Genomic DNA, 25,296 nt, shown 5'->3' on the forward strand with positions numbered 1-25,296 from the left:
TCCACCAACTCGTCCATTCTGCGCAGTAGATTATCTTTGGGAACTACCAGATTGTAGAGTTCCATATATGGGCTCAAAATAAAGCTTTGTTGCTTCGGGAGCACAGAGATCACCAGCCTTTGATGAGTTACTTTGATTATACCGAAAAAAAGAGACAGACTCTTCAAAAAAATGAAGAATGGTCTCTTTCAGGACTAAGGGACTTTTTCAGTGGCCTCTGGTATCACTAGGGTTACTTTTATTCATAGTCGTAAAGGTGATTCATTCGACACTGGGTAGCCCCGCCGCTTTTCTTGTCTTGGGCGGGGCAAAAAGAAACAGGTCTCAACAGAGAATATATCTCCAATAAGACCTGATTTAATAAATTTGCAAGGCTTAGCTTTACCTGTGAACCCAATAATCTGTTGTGCTTAGTGAATTGTAATTTTCCCCTCTGAGGTTTCATAAGCACTTTGTACCTTATTCTAACATATAAGAGATATTATTGAGGTAAATCCAATCCCTAAAAAGTTTTTCATTTAGTAGTTCTGGACATACCTTTTTGCTATAAGCAATAAAATTTTCAAACAATTCTTCTAGCATTTTTTTCACGTCTGACTTTTCCATTACTATGTGCGAAGGTGATGGTAACCATCCAGGTATTAAACTTTTGCATTCTAACTGCATCTTTCCACCTTCCTCTCTAAAGCCTATCTCCCTCATTACACCCTGCTCATAAAAACCTAAGCGGAAGTTGTATTCATTTTTATTGAAATTTTGAATTATCTCTGGCAATTCTTCAATAATCAATGGAAGGTCGAAATTACAATCTACTGGCCAAAGTTCACTTCCAAACCCTGAAACAATAAACTCAATATTTTTAGTTTGATGTAAATATTTACAAATGTCAGATATTATACTAGTTTCATCATCAAGCTCATCATCATATTCTTTTTCTTCAATAGTCAATTTGTCAAAGTTGTTTTTATGCTGTAAATACATTCTAAACATTGAATTTTTCCTCCTTTTTTCAATTACTATTTCAATTTAAATGCTTCACTTACAGGATATGAAGTTATTAGTTTACCCGTTTTTGAACTAGGGATAATAACTGCTTTTGTAGCTGGTATTATATCCCAAGATGGTTTTATTACTTGTCCTAACCCCTCTGGTATATCAACAATGGTTGGCTTATCAACTTTACCATACGAATTTAGAAATTCTGCTGTTTTTTGATTATCAAGCCATTGACCTTGTTCTGTCATTTTTCCTAGTTCATTAACAGTTCTTGCTCGTCCTTTCAATGACTCTAAATTCTTATTACCTGCACCATGTGTTTCAAAAGTATGTCCAAAGTTAGGTCTGCTCTTCCAATTAACCTCGCCTTTTTTCCCAACTAACCATCCATCAACCTTACTTACGCCCGCTTCACCCGTCCCCCCAAAAGGCCCTTCCTTCTTACCGCCGCCACCGCATGACTGGCTGCTGTACCCGCTCGGGTCCACGTAATTAATCGGGTTGTTCCCGACATACGCGTACAAATTCAGTCCGTCGCCCCGGTACTCGTCCTCTTGCGTAAACCGGGCGATTACAGGGTTATAGAACCTTGCGCGCAGGTAATACTGCTCCGTCGTGTGGTCATACTGCTCGCCCGCATAGCGGAAGCGGTTCGGGATGCCTTCTGTGGCGGATAGAGTGCGACCGAACGCGTCGTACTCATAGCTGTTTACGATTCTGCCGAGGCGGTTCGTGATGTGCGCGACATCGCCGTGCTGGTTTTTTAGGTAGTAGTAGGAATCTCCCCTGCCATCCACCTGCGCGAGCCATTCATGGCCGCGGACATAGGATGCCTTGATGTTATGCTCCCCGTCCAACTCATTGACCATGTTCCAGCCGTCATACACGAAGCGGCTGGTAACGCCGTTCTCGCGGATGCCGCTGCGCAAACCCTCGGGGTCGTACTCATGGTGGATATGGCTGCCATCCGGCTTCTCCACCTTGGCAGTCCGGTTGAACGCGTCGTACGAATAGGTCGTGGTGCCGCGGCCAGAACGTTCAGAGACCATATTGCCTTGGCGATCGTATTCGAACTCGGTTTGGCGACTATCCTCTTCCAAGAACGACAACAACCGATTGCGGCTGTCGTAGGTATAGCTCGTTGTCTGCCCGTCCAACACGCGGCGAATGCGGTTCCCCGCCCGGTCGTAGCTGAACGACTCTTGCGCTCCGCTGCCGTAATCCGCCTCCAACAGGCGGTTCAGACGGTCGTAGCCGTACAGGGTGAGCTGATGCTGCTCCATCTTGGCAATCTGGTTGCCGTTGTTGTCGTAGCTATAGGTGTGCCGCATCAGGTCCTGGCCTTCTTGACTCGTCGCCCGCAGGCTCGTCATGTGGCCGTCCCCGTCATAGCCATATTGGACGTTGACGCCGCTGCCATACAGGATTGAGGCGATGCGGTTGCCTTCGCCGTAGCTGTATTTCGCTACGCTATCCCGGCCCTGCAGCACTTCCTCGATACGGCCTATTTTATCATAGCGGTATTCCGTATGTCTGCCCGCAGCATCGGTTAGTCCGGCCATATTTCCATCTGCGTCATACTGATATTCCAGCACTTTACGCGCGCCGTGTCCAGCCAGACCGTGCACACAGCTTGGCCATGGCTGTCCGCCTCGGCCGCCCGTTCCGTCTGCGCCTTGCCCGGACTGCGTGCCCTGGAACCATTTCGGCCGGCTCCCTTCGCGAAGGGTCCCGTTCTGAGGCTCGCTCCTATACTTCGCCGTCAGCTTGCCATCCGGCGTGTAGGTATAGTCATACCGCACATGCGCGTTGACCGCCGTCTTCAAGGTGCCGTCCTCGTTGTACATATAGGCTTCTTCCGCGCCGGTGGATGCTTCTCTGCGCTTCACCAATTGGTCGTCGAAGTTGTACGCGTATTCGATGACGCGCTCGTTGCGGTCGATTTGCCGCGTCAGGCGACCCTGCTTGTCGTACTGGTACACCATCGCCTGCTGCGACGGATCCTCAATCGCGGCCAGCTTGCCCAGACTGTTGTAACGGTACGAGGTCGTATGCCCGTTGCCGTCCGTCGAGCTTGTTATATTTCCGGCACGGTCATAGCTATACCGCTCTTCGCTTCCGTCCGCGCGGGTGAGCACCTTAATGTTGCCCCACGCATCCAAGGTGTGCCGCGTCGCATTCCCTTCGCCGTCCACGATGCCCGTAATGTTGCCTGCCGCGTCGTAGGTGTATTCTTGGCTCACCTTGCCCTTCGCGCTGGCCTCGGCGGTGCGAATCTGCTTCACACGGCCGCCGATCGTATACGTGTATTCGACGCCGATCCCTTCGCTCTGCTTGCGGATCAACTCTCCGGCCTGATTGTACCGGTTCTGCTCCACGATGTGACCGTAAGCATCGAACACTTCCGTCAGTCGGTTCAACGCATCATAGCGATAGACCGTGCCCTGACCGTCATCGGTAAGCGGATTATATTGATTCGGCGATACATGCTTGATGACTTGGCCCGTCTTGTCGTAGAACAGCCGCGTCGTGTCGCCCCGCTTGCCGGTGATCCGGATTTGCCGGTTCATCACGTCATAGTCGTAGGTGACGCGGTTTCCGTTCGTATCCGTTTCCTCCAGCACATTGCCCGCCCGGTCGTACTTGAAGTAGACGCTTCTTGCCTTGGCGTGCTTGCTCTCGCGGCGGCTGAGCTGAACGATCCGCCCAGCCATATCATAGCTGGCCTCGGTCTCATACCCTTCCGGCACGATCAGCTTGGTAACATTGCCGTTCCGGTCATACGAATAGGAAGTCACTGCGGCAATCTTGTTTCCGTCATTTGCCTTCTTCGCACCTTCCGCCAAATCTTCCACGTCTATCAGATCCAGCCTGCGCTCAAGCAGTCCCGCCGCATTGTATTCGTAGCGGGTGATCTGGACTTTTTGCGCGCTCAGCTTGCGCCGCTCGGATGTTTTCTGATTCAGGCAGTCGTAGGTGTAGCGGACTTCTGCACCAGTATCGTCGTAGATCAGACTTACCCGGCCCAGCTTGTCATAACGATAGCAGATGCTATTGTATCGGCTCGCATATCCAGTCTCACCGACATGCTCCGTCGTCCGTTTCTCTTCGGTCAGGTTGCCCGCTTTGTCGTAGCGGTACAGAGTCAGCTTATATAGAATCGTACCGTCCGCTGCCTCCACCGGCTCCCGTTTTTCGGTCAGCCAGCCTATCCGGTTATAAGCATACAATGTGCCGAAGCGCTCTTCATCCGTTTTGGCGCTCATCCAGCCTTTGGCGTCGATGGACTTGACCACCCGTCCAGCGCTGTCGTACAGGAATCGCTTGCTGACGTTGCCTGCCGGGTCGGTAATCTGGATGAGGCGGTTCATTGCATCATAAGCGTATTCGGTGCCCGAGCCATCATCCGTCTCAGGATCATATCGCTCAGGATCGATGGTCTTGATCACATTTCCGGCGGCGTCGTATTTCGTACGGGCAATCCCGCCGTCCGGGTACAAGGTTTTGATCCGGCGGTTCCTATGGTCGTACACGTATTCCATCCCCGCACCGTCATCGGCAGCTCGGCTGTAATGGTTCGGATTGACTTCTTTCAGCAGGTTGTCATGAATGTCGTACATGACACGATACTCGTTCTGCATCGGGTCGGTTGTCCGAATGAGCCGGTCCATGAAGTCATAGCGGTACTCCGTCCCTTTGCCGCTGCCGATCTGCTCGATATATTCGTTCGGCAGCACCTTCTTGATCAAGTTCCCAATCGGATCGTAGAACATGAGGGTGGTGTTGCCTTCGGCGTCGGTGATGCGCGTCCGTTGATTGATCGCATTGTAGGCAAACTCTACCGTTCCATAAGCGGTCGTTATGCTCGTCATCCGGGCCGCTTCGTCATAGCCGTACCTGAATTGCTGGCCTTCCGCATCCTGAACAAGGGTCGGCGCATCCGTATGCTTCGCGTCATACCGGAAGCTTGTCTTATGGCCTGCCGGATCCGTCCGGCTCAGCAGCATGCCGCGCGCGTCATACGTATACGTGGTGACGGCATAATCCGCATCATCGATAGACGCTTTTTCCTCAAGCAGATTGCCACGTTCGTCATAAGTATAGACGGTGTCGCTTCCACTGTTCGTCGTCGTGCTGATCCGGTTCTGGCCGCTATCGTACCGGTGCAGCACCTTCGTTCCGTCAGGTTGCGCCTCCTCAAGCAAATTGCCGTATTCGTCGTACACCCAACGCGTGATAGCCCCGCTCGCATCGGTGTGGCTGTCTTTGTTCTGATATTGGTCATACGTATAGGCTTCATGTGTACCGTCATCATAATGAATTTCGGTGACCAAATAATTGCGGTTGTATTTGTATTTCTCCACCACTCCGGTCGCATGGAACGTGAAGGTGGTGAGCCTTGCCCGCTCGTCATACGCGATCTCTGTGACATGGCCCTCCTGATCGTACTGCCGAATGACCCGGTCAGCGCTATCGTAGACGTTGCGGACATAGGTGTGGCCGTTTTGATCCGTAATGGAAAGGATACGCCCCTCCTCGTCATAGGCATACGCGACTGCGCCCCCGTTCGGGTACGTCACGCCAATGAGCAGCTCGCCTGCATATCGGTACTCGACTTTGCGGCCAATGTTGTCCACAATTTTAATAACTTTCCCGTTTTCGCATGTAAAGGCAAGCACCTTGCCGCCGGGTGTGGTCAACGTGCGCAGGCCCTGTTCGTCATAAGCAAGCGTCGTCTGGTTGCCGTTGCGGTCGCTGGTGGATTCCAGCCGTCCGGTAGCCCCGTCGTAGACGTAGGTCTGCCGCTTGTGCTTGACGACATACCGGCCTCTTGCCGGTTCCTCGCTCAGGCGATAATCGAGCGCTCCCGCCCGTTCGTTCTTCCATACGTCCCCCTGCTTGACAAAGCTCTCATAATGCCCGTCCGTGCAGATGAGAAACATGCGATCCTCCAGCCGGGTCAGCGAGCTCTCAAAGGCAAACAGCCAGCCTCTGCCCATCATGCCGACGAATGGATTAAGCGAGTTAAAGCTTCGGGTCAGCTCCAGCGTGTCTCCGATATCATGGACGACCAGATCGGTCGCTTGCAGGTAGAACCTTCCTTTGGCAACATCGATCGGGTCTCCCTTAGTAACCAGATTCCCCACATTGCTTACTAAGGACATCTTCAATTGGCTCAAAAAGGTTGCTGTATTGATATTTCCATTTTTCCACAGCTGCATCGCCGTTTCCCCGGTCATATCTCCGGTTACCGCCGCTCCGTATTTGCCGAACGGATTTTTGCCTCCCGCAAAAGAGAACGCTGCGCCAAAGACGCTTCGCACCGCATTGCCGAATAGATCCGCGCCTCCTGTATTGCTGATCCCCAGCACGTTCGATGACACGAAGCTCGCCGTATATCTGCCTCCGAACTGGGTCAGCATCCCCGATCCGCACGGTATCCCTTTCAATATGCCGCCAGAGATCGTTCCCGCCAGTGCGCCGTTGTAAAAGCTCTTCAAATAATGACCAAAGAAGCCTTCCCCTGTCTGACTGCCATTCAAGGGATCGTACGGATCGAATATCGCCGTAATCGCCGTATTGATGGCCCCGCCGGTTAATCCGCCGGTCAGGACGGTCGTTCCGCCGAGCATGAAGCCCCCGCCCAGAACGGCGATGGTCACCGAGCCGTATTTGACAATGTTGTACAGCTCCTCATTGCCGCCGAGCACGGTATCCCGCATGAAGTTGTGGGATTTGGACAGGTCGCCCACCAGGGCTTTGGCGAAGTCCTCCCTCCCCTCCGCAATCTCGCTGACCCCTACGGCGGCGGAGACGGTTCCGGCAACGCCGACAATGAGGGGAAGGGCAACGCCCCCCGTTGCCACAGTGGCGACTGCTACGGCAACTACGCCGACTACCAAGGCAATGGCGCCGAACCCGAATTTGCTCTTCGCCTGCTCCGCCTTGGCAATGCAGGCTTCCCGATAGGCCAGCGCGTGATCGTTGACCTCTTTCATCAATTTGGCGTCCTCGGCCAGCTGCGCGCTGTCGTCGAACGTCTCTGCCGGCGCTTTACCCGGCTCACCCAAATAGATGATTTTTGCAGCCATCACATAGGTCATATCCTGTATCGCAATGGCGTGTGCGGGATCGACGAACTCCCCTGGACTGCGGCTAATGAACACGTCCTCACCCGCTGTGATGGCGATCCGCTTCGGAACGACCGGAGGCGCGTCCGCTGCCGCACTTGCGCTCTCGCTCTCTCCCATCGTCATATCGGCGAAGGCCCGCACATACAAGTCGGTATCGGAGACGATCTCCACGACACCGTCTCCCGACAGACGCAGCTTGATGCTGTCTGCGTCATTGGCGCTGAACACGATGTCTTGAGCGGACAACCGCATTTCTTTGCCCGTATCGTTGTTGAGGGCTCTGTTCTGCGGGTCGGACATTTTATGCCCATACTTGCTCTGCTCCGCTCCCTTCCTGACCGCTCCGATGGCGATCGCTTCTCCTTCATTCATCGTCGGAAAATGCAGCATGACCTGAGACCCCGGCTTCGGCATTAGGTACGAAATCTGGTTGTCTATGCCTGTGGAGTAAGGAAACCAACACGTGCTGCCCTGCGCGTGCGCAGGATCAATGCCGAGATGCAGCCGGATTTGATTTCTCGAAATCTCGGTAATTTTACCTTCCAGGGACACCCCTTGAATCCGGGCATTGGCGATATAACCTTGCCTTACGCCGTCAGCAGTGCAGAAGGTATACGTGTACTGCAATATGCCATCCTGTACGATGGCCCTTGCTCGGCGGATGACGAACAACCGCCGTCCAAAGCTCACTCGTCCCCCCAGGGGAAGTGAGGCTAGCGTATCCACCTCAAAGCTGATAAAATCCGTGTCCCGCAGTTCAGGGTTCTCATTCGTCTGGGCAAAAAGGCAGCGGCGCAGGTCGTTCCGGATGACATACTGATCGTCCGCTACATCGACAGGCTCATGATCCGTAGAAACACCAAGCGAGAACCGAGCCGCTCCCGAAGCCGCATCCGGCACGACAACGGCCTCAAAATGCGATGCAAGCCGCTTAATAAACTGCCAGTCGGTCTCCTCATATTGCACGATGAGCCGGCCGATCTTCTCATCTTCAGAAGCGTGATCCTGAAAATAGGCGTTAGGCTCCTCCTTCAGAACCTGCTCAATCACCTCACGGTAGGTCATGTCCACTTGTTGAAAGGAACGTCTTTTTCGTTCCATATCTAAAGCGTATGTATAGGACACGGCGTCAATTTCCAACACATACACACTTCGTATGCACCGGATTTCCACATTGCGAATCATGCCATGAAACAGAATTTCCCCTTGGTTGCTTCTGTCTTCCCCCTTCCGCTCCCCACTGTCTTCAAGCTCTTGGTACAGGACGACCGGAGCGCCGAATTCAAGCTCATGGATGCAGCTATCCTTCTTCTCCTCCGGAATGATGGCGCTGAATTGAAGCTGCACATGCTCATTAACTTCTTTGGTCAGGGTAAGTCCGGTTAGGCTTTGCAAATCAACCTGAATATCGAGAATCAACCCCGCGTATCTAATCCTCATCCTCTTCCTTCCCTCCTCCCTTAGGTTAGCTACTCCCTTTGCCCATCGTGAATTATCGTTATGACTCCTCCATACGTGCATGAATTCCAGCAGGTGCTCAGCAGCGCGTCCGATCCCCCGATCGATACGTTGTCTTTCCCGGATTGCCAAGGCATCGTCACATTCGGAACGCACATCGCTACGCATACAGGCGCCGGAACCTCTTCTGGGGGCGGCGCTTCCTTTTTAATGAACAGACTGGCGAACCATCCTGCCTCCTCTTGCTTCGGCATAGGAGGCAGCGCAGCAATTACGGCCTGTACAGCGGGATTCTCCGTGCTCTGGCATAAGCCAAACGGCCTGATGTTGGTCATTGGAACGCGATCCTCGACATTCAGCTGCGGCTGATCATGAATGTAATCCCCGTGGCTGGCGGGAACGACCAACCGGGCCGGACGCGTCCCTTGGGTGCACATGCAATACGCGCCGTGTACAACATATTTGGGCTCCTTCTGCTCGCTGCCTCCACCATCCAGCATTTCCTCCATTACAATCCCCTCCTGACTTTCCTTTTCAATGAACCGCCTTATCCTTGCTGCTCCGCTTCCGCATCGGACAACGCCGGTTCTGCCGCGCAGCGGCTCCGCACCTTTTCCAAGCGCATACCCAGCAAGTCTCTTCTTAAGAGGCTCTCCGCCACATCGAGATTGATGATGACGTGTTTTTCAAGCAAGCCCTGAACCCGAAAGATCGCATGCTCGGCAGCCTTCGCATGATCGATTACGATGCTTTTGACTGCCCCTGTTTTGTAAAATTCCGTATGCTCCGATAAACAGTCCACCCTGGGGAGGAGCAGCAGCCAATATACCTTTTGCATGCTGTGCTGCGGATTCGATAAGATGGCGCATTTGAATACCAACCCTGGATCATACAGCTCCAGCACCTTTTTCAGTTCATCCGCCACGAATACGACCGGTTTGCCGATATAATCGGGATAGACGCTATCTGCGCTGCCTTCCACAAACACCACGGTAATGTCATGAATGTCGTCCGCCTGCTCCGGCGTAACCTCTATTGTTTTGTTAGTCGATTTCAAACCGGCGAATCGGATCATATTTTCCACGTTCTCGTCCTGCGAAATGATGAAATATTCCATATTCCCTCCCGGTCCCTTTGCGGAACTTCTCTCCATCAAGCTTCGACGATCAAGATGCGCTGTAATTGTGCTTCGCTCAGGTCAAGATGCTTCACATCCCCTGCCAAAAACGTCGCTCCCTCCAAATGCGCATCCGCAAAGCCCGTGTTCTTCAACATCGCTCCCCGAAAATCCGCTCCTCTGACATCGGCTCCCTTGAAGCTCGCCTCTTCCAGATTCGCGCCCGCAAAGCTTGTCTCCATGAATGGCGGGATGTGGAGCTGTTCCTGTGTAGGAAAGGTCAATCCCGCCTGTATCTGCTCCAGCTTGCAATTTCGCAGATTGGCACTTCTGAAGCTCGCGCCATGAACGATGCTGTTGTTCAGATCGGCTCCTTCCAGATTGGCGCCGCTGAAATCCGCGCCAATGAACGCGCAGCCCCACAACAAATTGCCGGCAAGCATGCTTTCAGAGAAATCGGCAAAGCTGAAGTTCAACAATTTAAAATACATGCCGCTGAAATCCAAGCCGCTAAACACTTCATAGACGTATTCGGTTCTTTTGCCAGCTGAGAACATTTCCCGCAGTTCCCGGCTATCCTTCACCCGTGAATCGTGCCTGTACACCAGCTCGCTTCGGTCCTTGTATTCACCGACGTGGACATACAACTCGTCTTCTTTGTCGATAGCTGCGAACTCGTCGGTGCGAACCGCCTGTTTCACCGCATATCTTGCAAGCTTGATCATATAGGCCATATACCACACGGTTTCCTTCCGGATGATGGACGCCACGTCGGCGGGCAAAATCTTCCCGACATACATTTTTCGTTTCGCTGAAATATACCGTTCGAATTCATCCAAGTAAGCTAAAACCCATCCGGCGTCGTATTCGGCGGCACATTCCGCCGCATCCCCATACCACTGCCCGTCATACGCACAAATTCGGCAGCTGTGGTCCCCGCTCAAGAGCCGGTTTCGCAACACGGCATATTGGATAAACTTGATCTTCCCCTTTCGTTTCTGATCCTGCATACGGCGGATCTCCACACACATTCGCTTGAATGACTCCGTAAATTCGTCAGCCAGTCTGTCCCTCTGCGCCATTACGAGCTGGTGGAGAGCCAGCATTTGCTCCATGCGTTTTTCGGTTACGGCAGTCTGCTGCCAATGCCGCAGCGCCTCGTCTCTTGTCACAACGGATCTCCCTTTCTGCGCGGAGCGCCCTATTGCCAGACTAGTTCGTAAAGACTTCGTTTCCTTTCAGCTCCGTATCTCCCCCGCTATTCAGCACGATTTTTCCGCCCTTTTGGCTTTCAATCGTAATTTCCTCGCTAGCCGTCATCGTCAGCGTCTTGTCCGCTCGGATGTTCACGGTTTCTTTGGACGTCAACGAGACTTCGTTCTGGCCGACGATCGTAACTGATCCGCTCTGATCCAGCATGATCGTCGCTTGTCCGTTGTTGGCGGAGATGAGTACATGACTGGGAGCCAGCGTGACCTCCATGCCTGACGAATTGCGAAAATATCTAACGTTCGGATCAGCCATCCGATCCTGAGAACCCCCGCCTTGGGAGCCCCCGCCCGATCCTGCCCCTGTACCTTGAGCTCCTTGCGGCGTTGCCCCCGGCAGCTCTCCCGCATATGAATTGACCGAGCTGATCGCGAAGGCCTCTTCCTCCCGCTGGCTCGGAAACGTCACTCGAACACTGTCGCCCGCCTCGGGCATGCAGTACCAGCCGCTGCCGTCTGCGGACGCATATACGGTAGAATAAGGAAACCAGTACGCCTTGCCGGCATCCTGCTTCTTGTCGATATCCAGTTGGACCTTTACCTTGTCTCTGTTTATCGCCATAACTGTGCCGCCTACGGAAGCTCCCCGAATAGCATCGTTATACGGCTGCTCCCGGTTCAATCCCTTTCGGCTTGTAATCGTGTATTGGTGCATGACCCTTCCTTTTTCCATGGTGGACACGGCCTTCTCGACATATAACCGTGCCTTCTGAAAGTCCACGGCATCCCCTACATGCAGCAATTGGTCGGTTGTAATCACATAAAATATGAAATCAGTCTCCTGCGCATCCGACCGGATGTTTTTGTGATAGGTCATATAATCGCCCAACTTCTTTTTGACGATATAATTGAACTCTTCCAGCTTTTTGACCGCGCCAGATTCCGGCAATCCGAAGAAGAATTTAATATCTTTGAATTGCTCGGCCGGAACCACGACTGTGTCAAGACGGGAGGCCATCCTTTTCAGAAATGCCCAATCCGTTTCCTTGTACTGCATGACCAAATTTCCGATACCCGGGTTTTTGTCCGCCGTATAGTTCACATCGTAGTTCGAATAATCTTTGCCTATCTGTTGGACAAGCTGGCCGTAATTCATTGACGCATCCTGGAAGGACCTGCTCTTCACGCGGATATCTAGCATTACCGTGCTCGTCAACGCTTCCGCATGAATGGAATAGACATCACGCGATTTCTCGATGCGCATCTCGGTGATAATCCCGGAGAACAACACCCGCTCCTCGCCTTGCTCCAGAATCTGCTTCACTTCAATGGGCGTCTGTTCATTGATCGCATAAAGATCATTGTCTTTGTGCTCTTCTGAAATGACGCCCGTGAAGGTTAATTTTCCATGTTCATTCACCTGCTGAATCATTCTCAATTCCAGCAGCTGCATATGATCAAAGGGCGCTACTCTCACATTTTGATAGGATAATAGAGATACGCTCATCCGTTCGCCACCTCCACTGAATCGATCATTTCTTGGGCTATGCAAGTCCACAGCTTGCCGTACTTCCCATTGCAATTGATGTTGCCAATCAGTCGTTTCTGGCCAACATCCACAAAAAATAAAAAGTTAAATACCTTCCCGTGCGCCACCGGATTCAAAAACGAGCAATAGTGAATCCGTTGCCCATTCACTTCCTTCACCCCGTCGTCCACCCACTCTGTGTGCAGCTCCATGTTCTTCATGTTCCGGATCATCTCTGGCTTCATGGCCTTCATATTGATTTCTTGCCCAGGATGATCGGTATATTGCAGGATGACGTTCACTGCGTGAGCTTCGTTCTGGAACACCTTCTGTTGTTCAGTATCGAGCGTGCAGATGAGAAAGTCTTTCGGGAACAAGAGGTGAAGGATCTGCTGAAAGAGGCCGATCTTCTCGAACTCTACTTGGGAGCCATTGATCTCAACACGGCCCTTGTGAATCCCTTCTCTAACTTCCTGCTGCCAAAGCGCTTCCTGATCGGCGTAATCTGCTTGCTGATTGTCTTGTGCAGAGTCTTGCCCCGTTGCTTCCGTTTGAGCGGCCTGCTGTTCGTAGATATCCCGCTGCTCCACATTTTTCCTCATTTTTTCCAGTTCAATAATCTTCTTGTCCAGATGCTTCATCTGAATTCCCCCTCCTTGAATGGTGCTAGCTTCTGACACTTGATGCCCATTTCCCCTTCTTAAATTGAATAAATATCCAATCGAGTATTAAATATGATATCGGCAATCTTTGGAACATTTATCAGGTTTTTTTGTCTACATTTTCTATTTTTTAGAAAATCATTGAGCAAGTCTTCTAAAAAAGCTTGTAAATGATAGCCAATATGCAATATGACGATTTTAACCATCCAGATGCACTGAACTATGACGCGTTCATGAAGGATGTGAACGAGGTGCGCACCACGGACAACAAGGCCGATGTCATCATCATTGAAGGCATATTTGCGCTATATTTTGCAGAGCTTAGGGAAATACTGGACTTAAAGATATTTGTTGATGCGGATGCGGACGAACGGTTGTATCGCAGAATAAGCAGAAATATGAAAAACTGGGGAGTTAGCATGGAGGAGGTTGCGACCTACTACTTGCACGCAGCCAAGCATCGCGAGATCGTATTTGCGCTTCCCACGAAGAAATATGCCGATATCATCATCAATGGCCACCAGATGGAAGGGACTGCGAAGCACATCATTTGCAGTTGGATATACAGCCGCATGAATCCAGCTTCACCTTAATCGAAGTGCGGCATATAAGGCATTCAGGCTTGAACCTGGATGCCTTTACTAATCAATTCATGAGCCCTGCACCGATTAAATGTGGAACGTGGAGTTCTTGTTTACGTAAACTTTCGTGTATGATTAAAACTACAAGTGGTTGAAAATATACTTTTTAAACTACTTTTACAAATGTAGTGTGATGAACAATTGGAGGTTATACTCATGAGTCGCCAGAAATTGCAAGAGAGACTCAAAATGAAGGAAGTTGAAACGAAACACGGAGAGCAATTCAACAATTTATTGCGCTATGTGTTTCAAGTGACCAATCATGATTTGCAAGCATTGGGCTGGGAGAACAGAGAAATTGCGCAGGCCAAGCTGCCCGTGCTGAAGCAAGCCGATGTATTGGGCTGGTTCGATGGCGATAATCTGATTTCGCAGCTCGCCGTGTACCCTTTTCAGGTTAATATTTTCGGACAAATATACGAAATGGGCGGACTGACCGGGGTCGGCACCTACCCTGAATATGCCAATCTTGGCTTGATGAACAAGCTAATGCGCCAAGCGCTGACAAATATGCGTGAGCGAAAACAGTCGATTTCTTATCTGTATCCTTATTCCATCCCCTATTACCGCCGCAAAGGCTGGGAAATGATATCCGATAAAATATCGTTCGAAGTGAAAGACACCCAATTGCCGAAATTGAAGACCGTGCCCGGCAATGTCGAGCGCGTGACGATCGAGCATCCAGACATTAAACAGGTCTATCAGCGCTTCGCTTTGCAAACCCATGGGGCTATGTTCCGCAACGAGTTGGCGTGGGAAGAATATTTGCGTTGGGACCTCGATGATATGACGGTAGCTATCTATTATGACAGCCATCATCAGCCGATGGGCTATCTGCTGTACTGGATTGCCGAAGAAGTCTTTTATATGAAAGAAATGGTGTTCGTCAACCAAGAAGCAAGGACGGGATTATGGAATTTCATCAGTGCCCACTTCTCCATGGTAACCCGTGTCAAGGGGCACATCTATACAGATGAACCTCTCGCTTTCTTGCTGGATGATGGCGATATTAAGGAAACCATCGCCCCTTACTATATGGCACGTATTGTCGATATCAGCCTGTTCCTAGAGCAGTACCCGTTCCAGCCGCAAGCAACCGAGTGCCAGTTCACCTTCGTTCTGCACGATCCAATGCTGGAATGGAACCAGGGTATCTTCACTTTGGCAGTGGACAAGGATGGCAAAGGGCACTTGACAAAAGGCGGGAGCAACCGAGACGCTGAATTTGATATCCAAACCTTGACCACGATGCTCATGGGCTACAAACGAGCGTCTTACTTGGCACGGATCGGCCGCTTCCAGGCGAATGAAGCCACCGTCAATTTGCTTGAGAAGCTGATCATTCGCCAGCAGCCTTATTTCTCCGATTACTTTTGATTGAATAGGGGGAGGTGAAGCGAAATGGAACCCTATTTTCGGATCGGGGAAATAGCATCAATATTTAACATTCCTCTGCAGACGCTGAGATACTACGATAAAATAGGTCTATTTTCTCCGGTTCATACGAATCAGGAAACAGGATATCGATACTACGCCCTGCATCAGCTTCCGCTTCTGCATCAGATCAAAACGTTCAAAAGCATGGAGATTCCATTCGCCGAAATTAAAGAGTTGACGTCGACAGATTGGAACGTCGATAAAATGGATCAAGTCTATGTCGTCCAATTAGAACGGCTTGAGCAACAAATGCGGGAGCTGCAAACGTTGAAAATAGAGCTTGAAGCCAAACGCCATCATTTCTTAGCGCTGCAAGCCCAGCCTAAAAATGAGATTTCCATTCAGCAATGCGAGGCAAGAAAACTATTTTGCAAACCGATTGACGTGTCGACATACAAGGAGCAGGAAACGGAATATTACCGCTCCTTCCTGCCCTTTTCCAATCAGACCGATTATTTGAATGTGGAACCCGGCTTTATTGTGACGCAGCCCGCTTTCTTTAATGAACGAACGACGGCTTCCTATTTATTGCTAGTCAATCCGACGGTGGTTCCGGAAGGTTTTCAGCCTCACCATATGAACGAAGGCACTTATTTGACTCTTCTCATTGAGGACAGCTATGCGAAATCTCCAACCTATTACAGCTTGCTGCGTCAACATATTTTGAAGCATGGAATCGAGGCAGTGAGCGACATTTACGAATTTTGTTACACCGTCCTGCCCAACAATAATAACGACGTCAGTGTGTGGGAATTACGAGTTCAAATAAACCCCTTGACCCTACCATCGTTGTAGGGTTTAGATTAAGGCTATTCTCAGATGAAATTGGAGGAAGCCTAATGAAAATACTTGTAGTCGTTGCCCATCCCAGAACAGATTCACTCACGTCGAGCATGACGAAGCGCTTCACTGAAGGATTGATCGAGGCTGGACATGAATACGAAATCGCCGATTTGTATGCCGAAGGATTCAATCCGCTATTGTACCCGCAAGACGAGCCTGACTGGAATAATCCGAGCAAAGCATATTCGGACGAAGTGCTGCGCGAAATGGATCGAATCCGAGCAAGCGATGCGTTGGCCTTTATTTTCCCTATATGGTGGTACAGCGTTCCTGCCATCTTGAAAGGATATTTTGCTCGGGTGTGGAACTATGGCTTTGCATATGGTCCAGCCAAATTGCCCGTTCAAAAAATAAGATGGATCGCCTTGGTTGGCGAGACTCAGGCCAAATTCGAAAAGCGGGAGTATCATTTGCTGGTGCAGCAGCACCTCAACGTCGGATTGGCGGGATATACCGGCGTTCAAGATTCCAACGTCCACTTTATGTACAATACGATCGGGGAATTCGCTGAAGGCCAGCAAGAGAAGAACGAGGCTCATTTTGCCGCTCTATTGAACGAGGCGTACCGAATTGGGCACACTTTTTAAGTACATCTGAACATGACATGTTAAAATCTTGGTGCCGACCAGGCTTCTAAGAAGCCTGTCAAGGTTGACAACAAAAAAATACGGATGGGGGTATCGTTCGAGGTGACCTGGCGATCGATACCCCCACCATTTTTGTTTTATTCAACTTATCTTAATAGGTTTCCATTAGTGCTCTGTTTTGAACCAAATTGCCGTTCTTATCATATTCTTTGAAGGTTGCTCTATAATAAGGTGTGGCGCCATTAAAGGTGAACTGTGCTGGGGTATCTATATATAAAGTAGTTCCATTCTTCAAATAATTGTTGTATCCCATTAATTGATACAAATCAATATCCTTCCATCCATTCCATTTACTTATAGCATTGATTGTATTACGTGCATCATTCAAAGTAATTTCTTTATAGTTAGGATAGTAGAACTTTTGAACCAAAGTTTTGTCAATGAAGGTTACTTTCAAGTCTCCCTTTAGGTCATGTGTTCCTGAGTATACCATCTTTCTCAAATCGTGAGTTACGATAGCTTTATGCCCCGCTGGAAGCGAAACTTCTTGTGAAGGAACCGTATATTTATCCGATTCTGTGAAGGTTTCCGTATTGGTAGTTGATAAATTATAAGTAACGCTTGTTTCAAAATCGGCGCCTGCTAAAGCAACAACACCTTTGGCGGCCACTTTAAACCCTAACTGCATGCCGTTCGTTACTGAAGTAGCTTGAGATTTTGTATAATCCTTTTGAAAACTGTCCGTTTTCATTTTTTGAGTTGTTGACGTGAAGTTCGTCAATTCAGAAGTACCGCGATATATCGTATCGCCCGTTTTTGATGTGTAATTCACATTAGATACATCCAAGTCATTTGTAGCTTCAATTTTTAATCCCATTTGTTCTGCGATACTGTCATAACCTTTGGAACTTGCAAGATTGGCTTTGTACCATGATATAAAACGATTGGCTTGATGAGAGCTTTGGTCTTTCAGTATCCAGAATCTAGCTAAAAACCAACTGTCCAATATTTGTTGTTGCATATTAATAGGTTTGTGTGTCAATTTGGACTGGGTATCCCTATCTTTCATTCTCAAATAGACAGTATCGATATAAGATTCTGCCGCATAAGGGCTCGCGCTGGAATATGAACTGGCATTACTCTGATTCGTATCGAAATCAGCAGCAATGGCCGGTAAAGCACCTACCGGCATCAAACTTAATGCTAAAGCGCTAGCATTCACTTTTTTTCTTGTTTTTTCCAAGCATTTGTGCGTCCTCCTTATTTCTAATCCATCCGTGCCATTTTCGCTGCTTATTTTAAGCTCCTATGTCCGCCAATCAGATGATGATCACTCCGTTCCATTGTTACTGGCGTTGGTGATGAGTCGGTGTTGGGCGAATCAACTTGCTGAAAGCCAAAATATAAGGCGAAAATCAAAAAGACACTCGACATTTTCTTCATTTCTAACTCCCCCTTTTTACATTTATTTGTTATATCCACTACAACTTAACGATAACATGATTGGAGCTCAATCTATAAATAAGGATAGTTATATTGTGTTCCAAAAATGTGAAAACCGTTAGGAATGCCACGTCAATCGATACAGATATCCAAAAAAACCTTACCGAAGCCATTAAAATGAAGCCGGTTAATTCCGAAAATAATACAAAAGGAGGAATCGAAATACCGCAGCAGGACAAGCATGTTTTCTCCAACATCTGATAAATGAGTGTAAAATTGTATAAATATGAAGAGGGGAACTATATGGTTTATACGTTAAACGCAATTGAAATTGGGAAAATCATAAAGGATTTGCGCTTGAAACAAGGATTAAGTCAGCAGGCTCTGGCAAAGGGGATCTGTACGCAACCTCATATCAGCAACATTGAAAATGGCCGGGAGGTTCCATCTGGCTTCATCTTATACTTATTGTCAAAAAAATTAAGAGTGAATGTAAAGTGTTTATTTGATATCCAAGACGACTCTAATTTAAACTACAAAAATAATATTAAATTTATTGTCCAATCCTTTATACAAGAAAATGATTACGGACAAGTATTGAAGATACTGGAAGATGAGAGCCATCTTTTCGAAGCTCCCGAAGATCAGCAATTCCTCTTATGGGCGAAAGCCATATCCCTTTACTATTCAAAAAAAGATTTGAATACGACTTTTATGTTGTTGAAAACAGCATTAAAAAAAACTTGCAAATGTTTAAAATTCTGTTCCGAACAGGAATTGACGATTATTAATAGCATTGGCATTCTATTGTCTGAAGCCAATCAAAACCGCCAAGCGTTGCGGATTTTAAAATGGACGTACCGCCATATTCATAAACATTATTATATAGAAGACAGGACGCTGCCCATTAAAAATATATACGCGTTTGCGCGTTCCTTATCAAGAAATAATGACTATCACAACTGTATACGCTGCTGCAATGAAGGAATCGAGCAGTGTTTAAAATATAACTCTCTTTACCTTTTTGGAGAACTATGCTACGAAAGAGGCTTAAATCACTATTTTTTAAACCATTTCGAATCGGCATTAGAAGATTTCGAACAAGCCATTATGCTGTTCAAGCTCAAAAAACAGTATAACTCCAAACATTTTGTGGAAAATAAAATAAAAGAATTTGAACTGAAAAAATAATGACTTTTTACATTTGAAAAGAGTCCATAAAAATAGCCGTTTCTTCTTAGACAGAAAGAAACGGCTGTAGAGCTGTGTTGAATGATCAGTCAATATCAATTGGAACCGTACGTTTATTTACAAGCTGAGCATTCTTCTCATCCGTCACATCATAGGTTGTTACGATTAACTCGGCGCCATATACGCCCGAGAAAGAACCTTTCCCGCTTACTTCAACAGCAGAATACGCATTAGCCGCAGATCCGTAGCCGCTCGTTGTAATATGAACTCCGGCATTTTTGATTTCTTGCTGCTGAGCGGATGTCAGGCCGACATAGTGCCTCCCCAGAAAATCATTGTATTCAAATTTCTTTGACTCTTGCATGCCCATCCAGCCAGTATATACTCCAGTCGCTTTGATTACGCTGCGATTAGCCGTAGTGCTTCCCGTTTGACCTGTAAATACAACATCTCCGCGATAAGTTCTTTGGCTGAACTCCACAACTGTTTTATACGTTTTATGCGGGGGAACTTTCACTGGTTGCGCAGGCACTTCCAATGTATAGGATTCACTTGTCGTATGTGTTTCTGTATTGGCTGTATTGTATTCCAGATTTATTTTGCCTGCACCCTCTAAAATTAACGGAAGGATGAATTTATTGCCGAGATCCCCGCCTCCACCAACTTTGAATCCGTTGGAAATACTGGTTGAATTGGATTCCGTATACGTTTTACTGAATTTCACAGTGTTGAAGCTTTGATCTTCATTCGTTTTATTTGGAAATGTGTTTTCTCCTATAAATACAGGCAGCGTTGAATCATAGTGTATGTTTTCAGTTTTCGCATCAATAGATAGATCGATTACGGGTGTAACACTATCTGGATTAGACCGAAGCGTGTATCTAAAACCATTACTTTCAGGGTTGGCAATCGTGTTTGCCAGATGATTTTTGTAATAATACGTGCCCACCTTTTTAAGTACTTCATTCACATCCACGATCCCGATGCTTTTTTCTTGGGCAATAAATGATTCGGCATAAGCCTGGGGCGGAACCGAAATGGTTCCAAGCGTGAGTAGAGAAAGCCCAATAACAAGACCATTTTTCAAAAAATGTTTTCTCATTGTGTATCCCTCCGATTGATTGTGCTGATGATTTCGCCTCATAATCCTCCTTTCATTCGGGTTAATGTTATGGTAGCACGGAATTTATTTCCTCATTGCATAAGGATTGTTATATTCTGTTTCAATCATGTTAAAAACCCGGGATAAGCAAAAACGAGCGCCCCCTGCACAGTTCAGGGAGCGCTCGCTGCCACACATTTATCTTATGATTCTATCATCAATATAGGCTCTTCGTCCGTTCGCCGGACTATTTTACTTCGACAATGCGCTTCTCTACTGCCGGGTGAATAACCTTGTTGTTAATCAAGTATTCCTCTACCAATTCATAGAAGGTATAGCCGGTATCCAGCACACGATCCTTCTTCAGCATGGAGTAGCCGTCTCCGCCTGACGTAATGAAGTCGTTCGTTGCAATCTTGTATGTTTTCGCCAGATCAAGCGGCTGTCCGCCAATCTTTACTTCCATCACGCGCTCGCCAACCGGCTTCTTCACATCGTAGACGAAGGACAATCCGCCCACTTGCAGGAAAGAGCCTGGCAAATCATCGGCTTTCTCCGCCCCTTTGACGGATACTTCCAGCGCAGCCTTCACATCCGCACCGGTCGCTTCCACGATCGTCAATGTATTCGGGAATGGCAGAATGGAATAGAGATCCTTCTTCGTAATTTCTCCCGCCACCTTGCTGGCCCGGATTCCCCCGCCATTGACTAGCGCCACATCGGCTTCATATCCCGCGATCGTCTTCGTCTTGGCAATGAGCGCATCCGCAACGAAGTTGCCCAGATTGGTCTCCATCGCGCGGACCTGCGTCCGCTCGCCGTCTAGATTGACTTCCGTTTTGCCGATTACGTCCTTCATCGATTCCTCTACCTTAGTCACGACCTCTTGCACGAGCTTCTCGATCTCCGCATCAGCCTTTACCTTCTCGTCGTACTCGACCAGCCCGCCGCTGAAGCCGACAAGCTCCTTATTATAATAGTAGAGATCAACGCGTCCCAGCGACTTGCCGTACTCCCAGTCCTGTACAATATAGGTGCCGTTGACGACTTCTGGCGTGCGAAGCGGTGTATGGGAATGTCCGCCGATAATGAGGTCGATTCCCGCTACGTTTTTCGCAATCTCCCGGTCTTTTTCAACTCCGATATGCGATACGACGATAACATGATCGGCTTCTTTCTTCATCTCCGGCACCAATTGCTTGGCAATGTCTACCGGATCTTTGAACGACAGGCCCTTCACGTTGTTCGGATGCGTAACGATCGGCGTCTCTTCCGCGACGAAGCCAATAAACGCAAAGGTCTCACCGCCAACTTCAGTCGTGAACGTCGGCACCAACAGATTGGAGCCATCCGCCTGGAAGACGTTGGCGCTAATCATCGGATACTTCAACTGATCGCGCAGCTTCAACAGTTGCTCATAGCCGTAATCGAATTCGTGGTTCCCGGCTGCCATTGCGGCATATCCAAGAGAATTCAAAATCGGAAGAATCGACTCCCCTTTGAACTGATTCGTATAGATCGTTCCCTGAAACGTGTCTCCCGCGTCCATCAATAGGAAGTTTTTGTTTTCCTGCTCCCATTCTTTGACGAGCGTAGCGATTTTGGCGTATCCGAATTCTTGGCCACGCTGGTCTTCCTGAATGTGACCATGCACATCATTCGTATGGGCAATCGTAATATGCTCCGTGAGAGCAACTCCCAGCGCCTCAACCAATTGCTCGCGAGTCACATGGGGCCCGTCAAGCAGCTCGAGTTCGATGCCTAATGACCGGGCAATTTCGGAAATACGCTTGGCGGAAGGAGCCTCTCTGTCATTAGCGCCCTCTTGCGCCGTAATCGCTCCTTTGCCAGAAGCCCAGTCCAGATAACCCTGTGCCCAGTATCCATTCTGCTGCGGAATGGTCTCTCCGGTGCCTCTGGCAATCAGCGCGACGGTTTCTCCCAATGATACCGGGCGATCCAGCCGCAAGTCCCCTTGCTCATAGCCCGTAATAATATGTTTCTGCTGCATCCACTCATTGTGCTGCACCGGATGGAGCGGATCGGCAAAGGCGGGTGCCGAGAACAGCATCCCCAACGCACCTGCTGCCAACAATGAATACGCTTTCATTTTAAACTTCAAAAAAATCATCCTCCCTTAAACTGATAGAATGATAACCCTGAACAAATATAAGTATATTTATTCTTTTTGTCAATCAAAAGTTATATATAGATTGTTTTATATCGGTCAAGTTATTGCTCAAGCTAAAGCATAGGGAGGCAATTTGCTTATTTAAATCATTTCTTATTAGCACTAATCATATTTTCAATCACTCCTTTTCCCGGGAGATCAGCAGCAACTATGCCGGTATACTCCAAATTGTGATTTACTATATAATCAGTTGTCAAAACGTTAGTTCCTTCAAATGCAATTGTGCATATCCCGATGAAACAATCGGTTCTCGGAAAATCCGGATACGAATCTGAGAACCTTTTTGATGACTTTCATTAGCACTTCATCTGCCACGACAATAAAGCCGCGTCCATCTGCCCAGTTACATCAAGGCATATCTGTCGATTTCATGCTACGAAAGTTGAGTTACTTATTGTAAATACCATCACTGTTCAGTAAAATGATACACAGCAAGAGCATTATAACAGTAAGCTAGGCGAGGAAGGGAGGTACTATCCGGTGAACTATGCGGCTCCCGCATTCGCTGCTGTTCATCATTTCTCACAGAGCAATCCCCCCTCTCATCCCGGTAAGCGCCATTACAGGGAGAGAACACACATCCCCATGCAACAGGCGTATACTCCATGACAATGAATATGAATGCAAAGGAGTGTATCATTGGCATGAAAACGAATATGAAAATGATTATGTTCTCCACAATCTGCTCCATGACACTGGCAATTTCCTTGTTCTCGACTCCTATATTTGCGGAGTCGGCAGTTGCGCCATCATCCGAGAAATCCGAGCCGTCGCCCAACCCCCAAATTGTAACCGCTTCCTTCACGCAGCACGACCTGGATCTGTTGAGCCGGGATATGACAGGCATTCCGCTTGACGGCGATTCCTATATTATTGTCGCACTCTCGGTTCTTCGTGTCCAATGCTGAGCCTAACATCAACTTTATGCAAACCCAATATAAAAAACGATGTACGCTATCCTTTAGACGCAAATATGGAAGCAGAGTAGTAATAATGGAGGATTAGACATGAAAATAAACACAATTGTAGAAAAAGAATTTTTACATCCCCAAGAAGATAATTTAGAAACGTTATTAAACAAGACAGCCCTCCTTCAAAAACAGCTTAAAGCCAATAATCATCTTAACCCTAAATTCCCTTCAGATACATTTCTTTATAAAAAAGAGTTGGAAAAGAGTTATATGCCTGAAACAGGAATAAATACAGAGGAGGTCTTTACAAGTCTTTCTGAAATGTTTGAAGGAAGTATTCGACCACAATCACCATATTCGCTCTTTAATATGGTACCATCACCATTACTGGATACAGTGGCTGCAACAACAATGACGCAATTATACAATTCAAATAGTCTAATGGATGCTTTTGGTGGAAAAACCATATTATTTGAACAACGCATAACAAGGGCCATTGGTCGTTTAGTAGGCTGGGATCAATCGTATGGAATTTCTTGTAATGGTGGAAAATTAACACTTTTTTATGCCATAAAATCAGCAATTTCAAAAATCGCTCCTGAGTCAAGACGTGAAGGCATTCCAAAGGATCTCGTTGTTTTAACAAATGAGGGAGCACACTATTGTGTTGAACATGTATGTTCAATACTTGGATTAGGAGCGAATCAATGTATTCGTATTGGAACAAAAGAAGATTGGCGAATGGATATAGATAAATTAAAACAGGTTATTTACGAGCAATTAGCTAGAGGTAAGCGTATTGCAGCCATTGTTTGTTGCGGTGGAACCACAATTAACTTTGCTTGTGATGATACAATTGAAGTTTATCAATGTGTAGAGCAGGTTTTTAAAGAAACGAACCAAACGTATTTCCCATATTTTCATCTAGATAGTGTTATCGGTTGGCTGTGGTTTAATTTTATGGGCTTAAGTGAAAAAGAATGGGAACAACGAGTTGAAAATCCTGAAATCCGTTTCAAAATTAAGCGAGCAGCACAAAAAATGGAAGGTGTTTCTCATTTTGACTCGTTCGGTGTAGATATGCATAAAAATGGTTTATGTCCTTATTCAACAAGTTTTTTTATATCAAAAACAGATGAATGTTTTAATCGCTTGAATGAAGGTACATATACTTACGGAGAAAATGACTATGAATTTGGTAATTTTCGTGCCTATCGATATACCGTTGAAAATTCTCGACCAGCTACCGGCATCGCTGCTGCCTGGGTAGCAATGAATCGTTTAGGGAAAACGGGCTATCAAGAATATTTAGTCCGACTACATACATTAAGTTTATTGTTTAAAAAAGAAATAGAAAATCTAAGTGGTGTGTCTGTTATTAATACTGCTTCACTCGGCTGGGAAATTGTTTTTACGATTTCATTTAACCGAATTCGATTACATTATTCCGATTTTGATCCGAGTGAAATTGCCAAAACGTTCATTCAATATTGTTGGAACGAAACTAATAAAGGACGAGAAATTCCACTAATTAGTATTGTGCCAGAATTTAAAGTGAATCCAGAGGATAGAATGAAAATAGCTTTTTTACTATACCCCATGTATTTATTTTCTGAGGATAAAACCGGAGAGATTATAAGTAAATTAGCATCGTGTATTTACGAATTTGAAATGAAAGTAATATCAGGAGAAATTGTAATTGAGAATCGTCTCTTAGAAAAACCAATCCGCTGATATTTAGCAATCGGAAATCCAGATGGTTCACCAAATCCCGTGTTAAGACAATTTTCGGAAAGAAAATGCCGATTTTTCCTACGCTAAGGATTATCGGCTTTGTTTTTAATCAA

At 47.5% G+C, this 25,296-nt stretch carries 18 protein-coding genes; 7 read left to right on the forward strand and 11 right to left on the reverse strand.

Annotation, left to right across the window (positions count from 1 at the left end; all coding sequences use genetic code 11):
• Positions 1–459 precede the first annotated feature (459 nt).
• Genes M3650_RS28570 through M3650_RS28600 form a run of 7 tightly spaced genes read right to left on the reverse strand, consistent with a single transcriptional unit; the run spans position 460 to position 13,082 of the window.
• The gene (locus M3650_RS28570) at positions 460–990 is read right to left on the reverse strand and encodes a hypothetical protein (RefSeq protein ID WP_251579564.1); all 531 of its coding nucleotides are present in this window, start codon (positions 988–990) and stop codon (positions 460–462) included.
• Positions 991–1,016: 26 nt separating this feature from the next.
• Entirely contained in the window at positions 1,017–8,570 is a 7,554-nt protein-coding gene (locus M3650_RS28575; RefSeq protein WP_251579565.1) for an RHS repeat-associated core domain-containing protein, read from the reverse strand.
• A 29-nt stretch (positions 8,571–8,599) separates the two neighbouring features.
• The gene (locus tag M3650_RS28580; RefSeq protein ID WP_251579566.1) at positions 8,600–9,097 is read right to left on the reverse strand and encodes a DUF4280 domain-containing protein; all 498 of its coding nucleotides are present in this window, start codon (positions 9,095–9,097) and stop codon (positions 8,600–8,602) included.
• 38 nt (positions 9,098–9,135) lie between these two features.
• Positions 9,136–9,705: an imm11 family protein gene (locus M3650_RS28585; protein ID WP_251579567.1), complete on the reverse strand. Its 570-nt coding sequence runs from the start codon at positions 9,703–9,705 to the stop codon at positions 9,136–9,138.
• Positions 9,706–9,740: 35 nt separating this feature from the next.
• Positions 9,741–10,877 (reverse strand): pentapeptide repeat-containing protein, encoded by a 1,137-nt coding sequence (locus M3650_RS28590; protein ID WP_251579569.1) that lies wholly within the window; start codon positions 10,875–10,877, stop codon positions 9,741–9,743.
• A 40-nt stretch (positions 10,878–10,917) separates the two neighbouring features.
• Positions 10,918–12,420, reverse strand: coding sequence for a phage baseplate assembly protein V (locus M3650_RS28595; RefSeq protein WP_251579571.1), 1,503 nt, complete (start codon positions 12,418–12,420; stop codon positions 10,918–10,920).
• Positions 12,417–13,082, reverse strand: a complete 666-nt coding sequence (locus tag M3650_RS28600) for a hypothetical protein (RefSeq protein ID WP_251579574.1) — start codon at positions 13,080–13,082, stop codon at positions 12,417–12,419. Before M3650_RS28600 ends, M3650_RS28595 begins: the two co-directional genes overlap by 4 nt.
• Positions 13,083–13,273: 191 nt before the next feature.
• On the opposite strand from M3650_RS28600, the gene M3650_RS28605 reads away from it, so the two are divergent.
• The 4 genes from M3650_RS28605 to M3650_RS28620 all read left to right on the forward strand — a co-directional run bounded on the left by M3650_RS28605 (position 13,274) and on the right by M3650_RS28620 (position 16,611).
• Positions 13,274–13,696 (forward strand): nucleoside/nucleotide kinase family protein, encoded by a 423-nt coding sequence (locus tag M3650_RS28605; RefSeq protein ID WP_251579576.1) that lies wholly within the window; start codon positions 13,274–13,276, stop codon positions 13,694–13,696.
• A gap of 204 nt (positions 13,697–13,900) precedes the next feature.
• Entirely contained in the window at positions 13,901–15,121 is a 1,221-nt protein-coding gene (locus M3650_RS28610) for a GNAT family N-acetyltransferase (RefSeq protein ID WP_251579578.1), read from the forward strand.
• A gap of 24 nt (positions 15,122–15,145) precedes the next feature.
• Positions 15,146–15,976, forward strand: a complete 831-nt coding sequence (locus M3650_RS28615; protein ID WP_251579580.1) for a MerR family transcriptional regulator — start codon at positions 15,146–15,148, stop codon at positions 15,974–15,976.
• A gap of 44 nt (positions 15,977–16,020) precedes the next feature.
• Positions 16,021–16,611, forward strand: a complete 591-nt coding sequence (locus M3650_RS28620; protein WP_251579582.1) for an NAD(P)H oxidoreductase — start codon at positions 16,021–16,023, stop codon at positions 16,609–16,611.
• A gap of 151 nt (positions 16,612–16,762) precedes the next feature.
• Here M3650_RS28620 and M3650_RS28625 read toward each other — a convergent pair whose 3' ends face one another.
• A complete protein-coding gene (locus tag M3650_RS28625) occupies positions 16,763–17,803 on the reverse strand; it encodes an ETX/MTX2 family pore-forming toxin (protein WP_483311798.1) in 1,041 nt (346 codons plus the stop codon).
• Between the two features lie 101 nt (positions 17,804–17,904).
• A complete protein-coding gene (locus M3650_RS28630; protein ID WP_251579585.1) occupies positions 17,905–18,054 on the reverse strand; it encodes a hypothetical protein in 150 nt (49 codons plus the stop codon).
• Between the two features lie 303 nt (positions 18,055–18,357).
• Between M3650_RS28630 and M3650_RS28635 the strand changes: the two genes are divergently transcribed.
• Entirely contained in the window at positions 18,358–19,245 is an 888-nt protein-coding gene (locus tag M3650_RS28635; RefSeq protein WP_251579587.1) for a helix-turn-helix domain-containing protein, read from the forward strand.
• 85 nt (positions 19,246–19,330) lie between these two features.
• On the opposite strand, the gene M3650_RS28640 is transcribed toward M3650_RS28635, so the two are convergent.
• Positions 19,331–20,347 carry an ETX/MTX2 family pore-forming toxin gene (locus tag M3650_RS28640; protein ID WP_251579589.1) on the reverse strand — a complete coding sequence of 339 codons (1,017 nt, stop codon included), beginning with the start codon at positions 20,345–20,347 and terminating at the stop codon, positions 19,331–19,333.
• Positions 20,348–20,594: 247 nt separating this feature from the next.
• Positions 20,595–22,457 (reverse strand): bifunctional metallophosphatase/5'-nucleotidase, encoded by a 1,863-nt coding sequence (locus M3650_RS28645; RefSeq protein ID WP_251579642.1) that lies wholly within the window; start codon positions 22,455–22,457, stop codon positions 20,595–20,597.
• A 725-nt stretch (positions 22,458–23,182) separates the two neighbouring features.
• On the opposite strand from M3650_RS28645, the gene M3650_RS28650 reads away from it, so the two are divergent.
• Complete coding sequence (locus M3650_RS28650; RefSeq protein ID WP_251579591.1) at positions 23,183–23,446, forward strand: hypothetical protein; 264 nt, start codon at positions 23,183–23,185, stop codon at positions 23,444–23,446.
• 99 nt (positions 23,447–23,545) lie between these two features.
• Positions 23,546–25,183 carry a pyridoxal phosphate-dependent decarboxylase family protein gene (locus tag M3650_RS28655; RefSeq protein ID WP_251579593.1) on the forward strand — a complete coding sequence of 546 codons (1,638 nt, stop codon included), beginning with the start codon at positions 23,546–23,548 and terminating at the stop codon, positions 25,181–25,183.
• The last annotated feature ends 113 nt before the right edge of the window (positions 25,184–25,296 follow it).

Source organism: Paenibacillus sp. MER TA 81-3 (genome assembly GCF_023713585.1).
In the GTDB taxonomy this organism is placed as follows: Bacteria; Bacillota; Bacilli; order Paenibacillales; family Paenibacillaceae; genus Paenibacillus_B; species Paenibacillus_B profundus.

What these genes read in the sequence shown, in the direction of transcription:
- M3650_RS28570 (WP_251579564.1), bottom strand. Translation starts at nt 990, where the DNA reads ATGTTTAGAATGTATTTACAGCATAAAAACAACTTTGACAAATTGACT.
- M3650_RS28575 (WP_251579565.1), bottom strand. Translation starts at nt 8,570, where the DNA reads ATGAGGATTAGATACGCGGGGTTGATTCTCGATATTCAGGTTGATTTG.
- M3650_RS28580 (WP_251579566.1), bottom strand. Translation starts at nt 9,097, where the DNA reads ATGGAGGAAATGCTGGATGGTGGAGGCAGCGAGCAGAAGGAGCCCAAA.
- M3650_RS28585 (WP_251579567.1), bottom strand. Translation starts at nt 9,705, where the DNA reads ATGGAATATTTCATCATTTCGCAGGACGAGAACGTGGAAAATATGATC.
- M3650_RS28595 (WP_251579571.1), bottom strand. Translation starts at nt 12,420, where the DNA reads ATGAGCGTATCTCTATTATCCTATCAAAATGTGAGAGTAGCGCCCTTT.
- M3650_RS28600 (WP_251579574.1), bottom strand. Translation starts at nt 13,082, where the DNA reads ATGAAGCATCTGGACAAGAAGATTATTGAACTGGAAAAAATGAGGAAA.
- M3650_RS28605 (WP_251579576.1), top strand. Translation starts at nt 13,274, where the DNA reads ATGATAGCCAATATGCAATATGACGATTTTAACCATCCAGATGCACTG.
- M3650_RS28610 (WP_251579578.1), top strand. Translation starts at nt 13,901, where the DNA reads ATGAGTCGCCAGAAATTGCAAGAGAGACTCAAAATGAAGGAAGTTGAA.
- M3650_RS28615 (WP_251579580.1), top strand. Translation starts at nt 15,146, where the DNA reads ATGGAACCCTATTTTCGGATCGGGGAAATAGCATCAATATTTAACATT.
- M3650_RS28620 (WP_251579582.1), top strand. Translation starts at nt 16,021, where the DNA reads ATGAAAATACTTGTAGTCGTTGCCCATCCCAGAACAGATTCACTCACG.
- M3650_RS28625 (WP_483311798.1), bottom strand. Translation starts at nt 17,803, where the DNA reads ATGCCGGTAGGTGCTTTACCGGCCATTGCTGCTGATTTCGATACGAAT.
- M3650_RS28630 (WP_251579585.1), bottom strand. Translation starts at nt 18,054, where the DNA reads ATGAAGAAAATGTCGAGTGTCTTTTTGATTTTCGCCTTATATTTTGGC.
- M3650_RS28635 (WP_251579587.1), top strand. Translation starts at nt 18,358, where the DNA reads ATGGTTTATACGTTAAACGCAATTGAAATTGGGAAAATCATAAAGGAT.
- M3650_RS28640 (WP_251579589.1), bottom strand. Translation starts at nt 20,347, where the DNA reads ATGAGAAAACATTTTTTGAAAAATGGTCTTGTTATTGGGCTTTCTCTA.
- M3650_RS28645 (WP_251579642.1), bottom strand. Translation starts at nt 22,457, where the DNA reads ATGAAAGCGTATTCATTGTTGGCAGCAGGTGCGTTGGGGATGCTGTTC.
- M3650_RS28650 (WP_251579591.1), top strand. Translation starts at nt 23,183, where the DNA reads ATGAAAACGAATATGAAAATGATTATGTTCTCCACAATCTGCTCCATG.
- M3650_RS28655 (WP_251579593.1), top strand. Translation starts at nt 23,546, where the DNA reads ATGAAAATAAACACAATTGTAGAAAAAGAATTTTTACATCCCCAAGAA.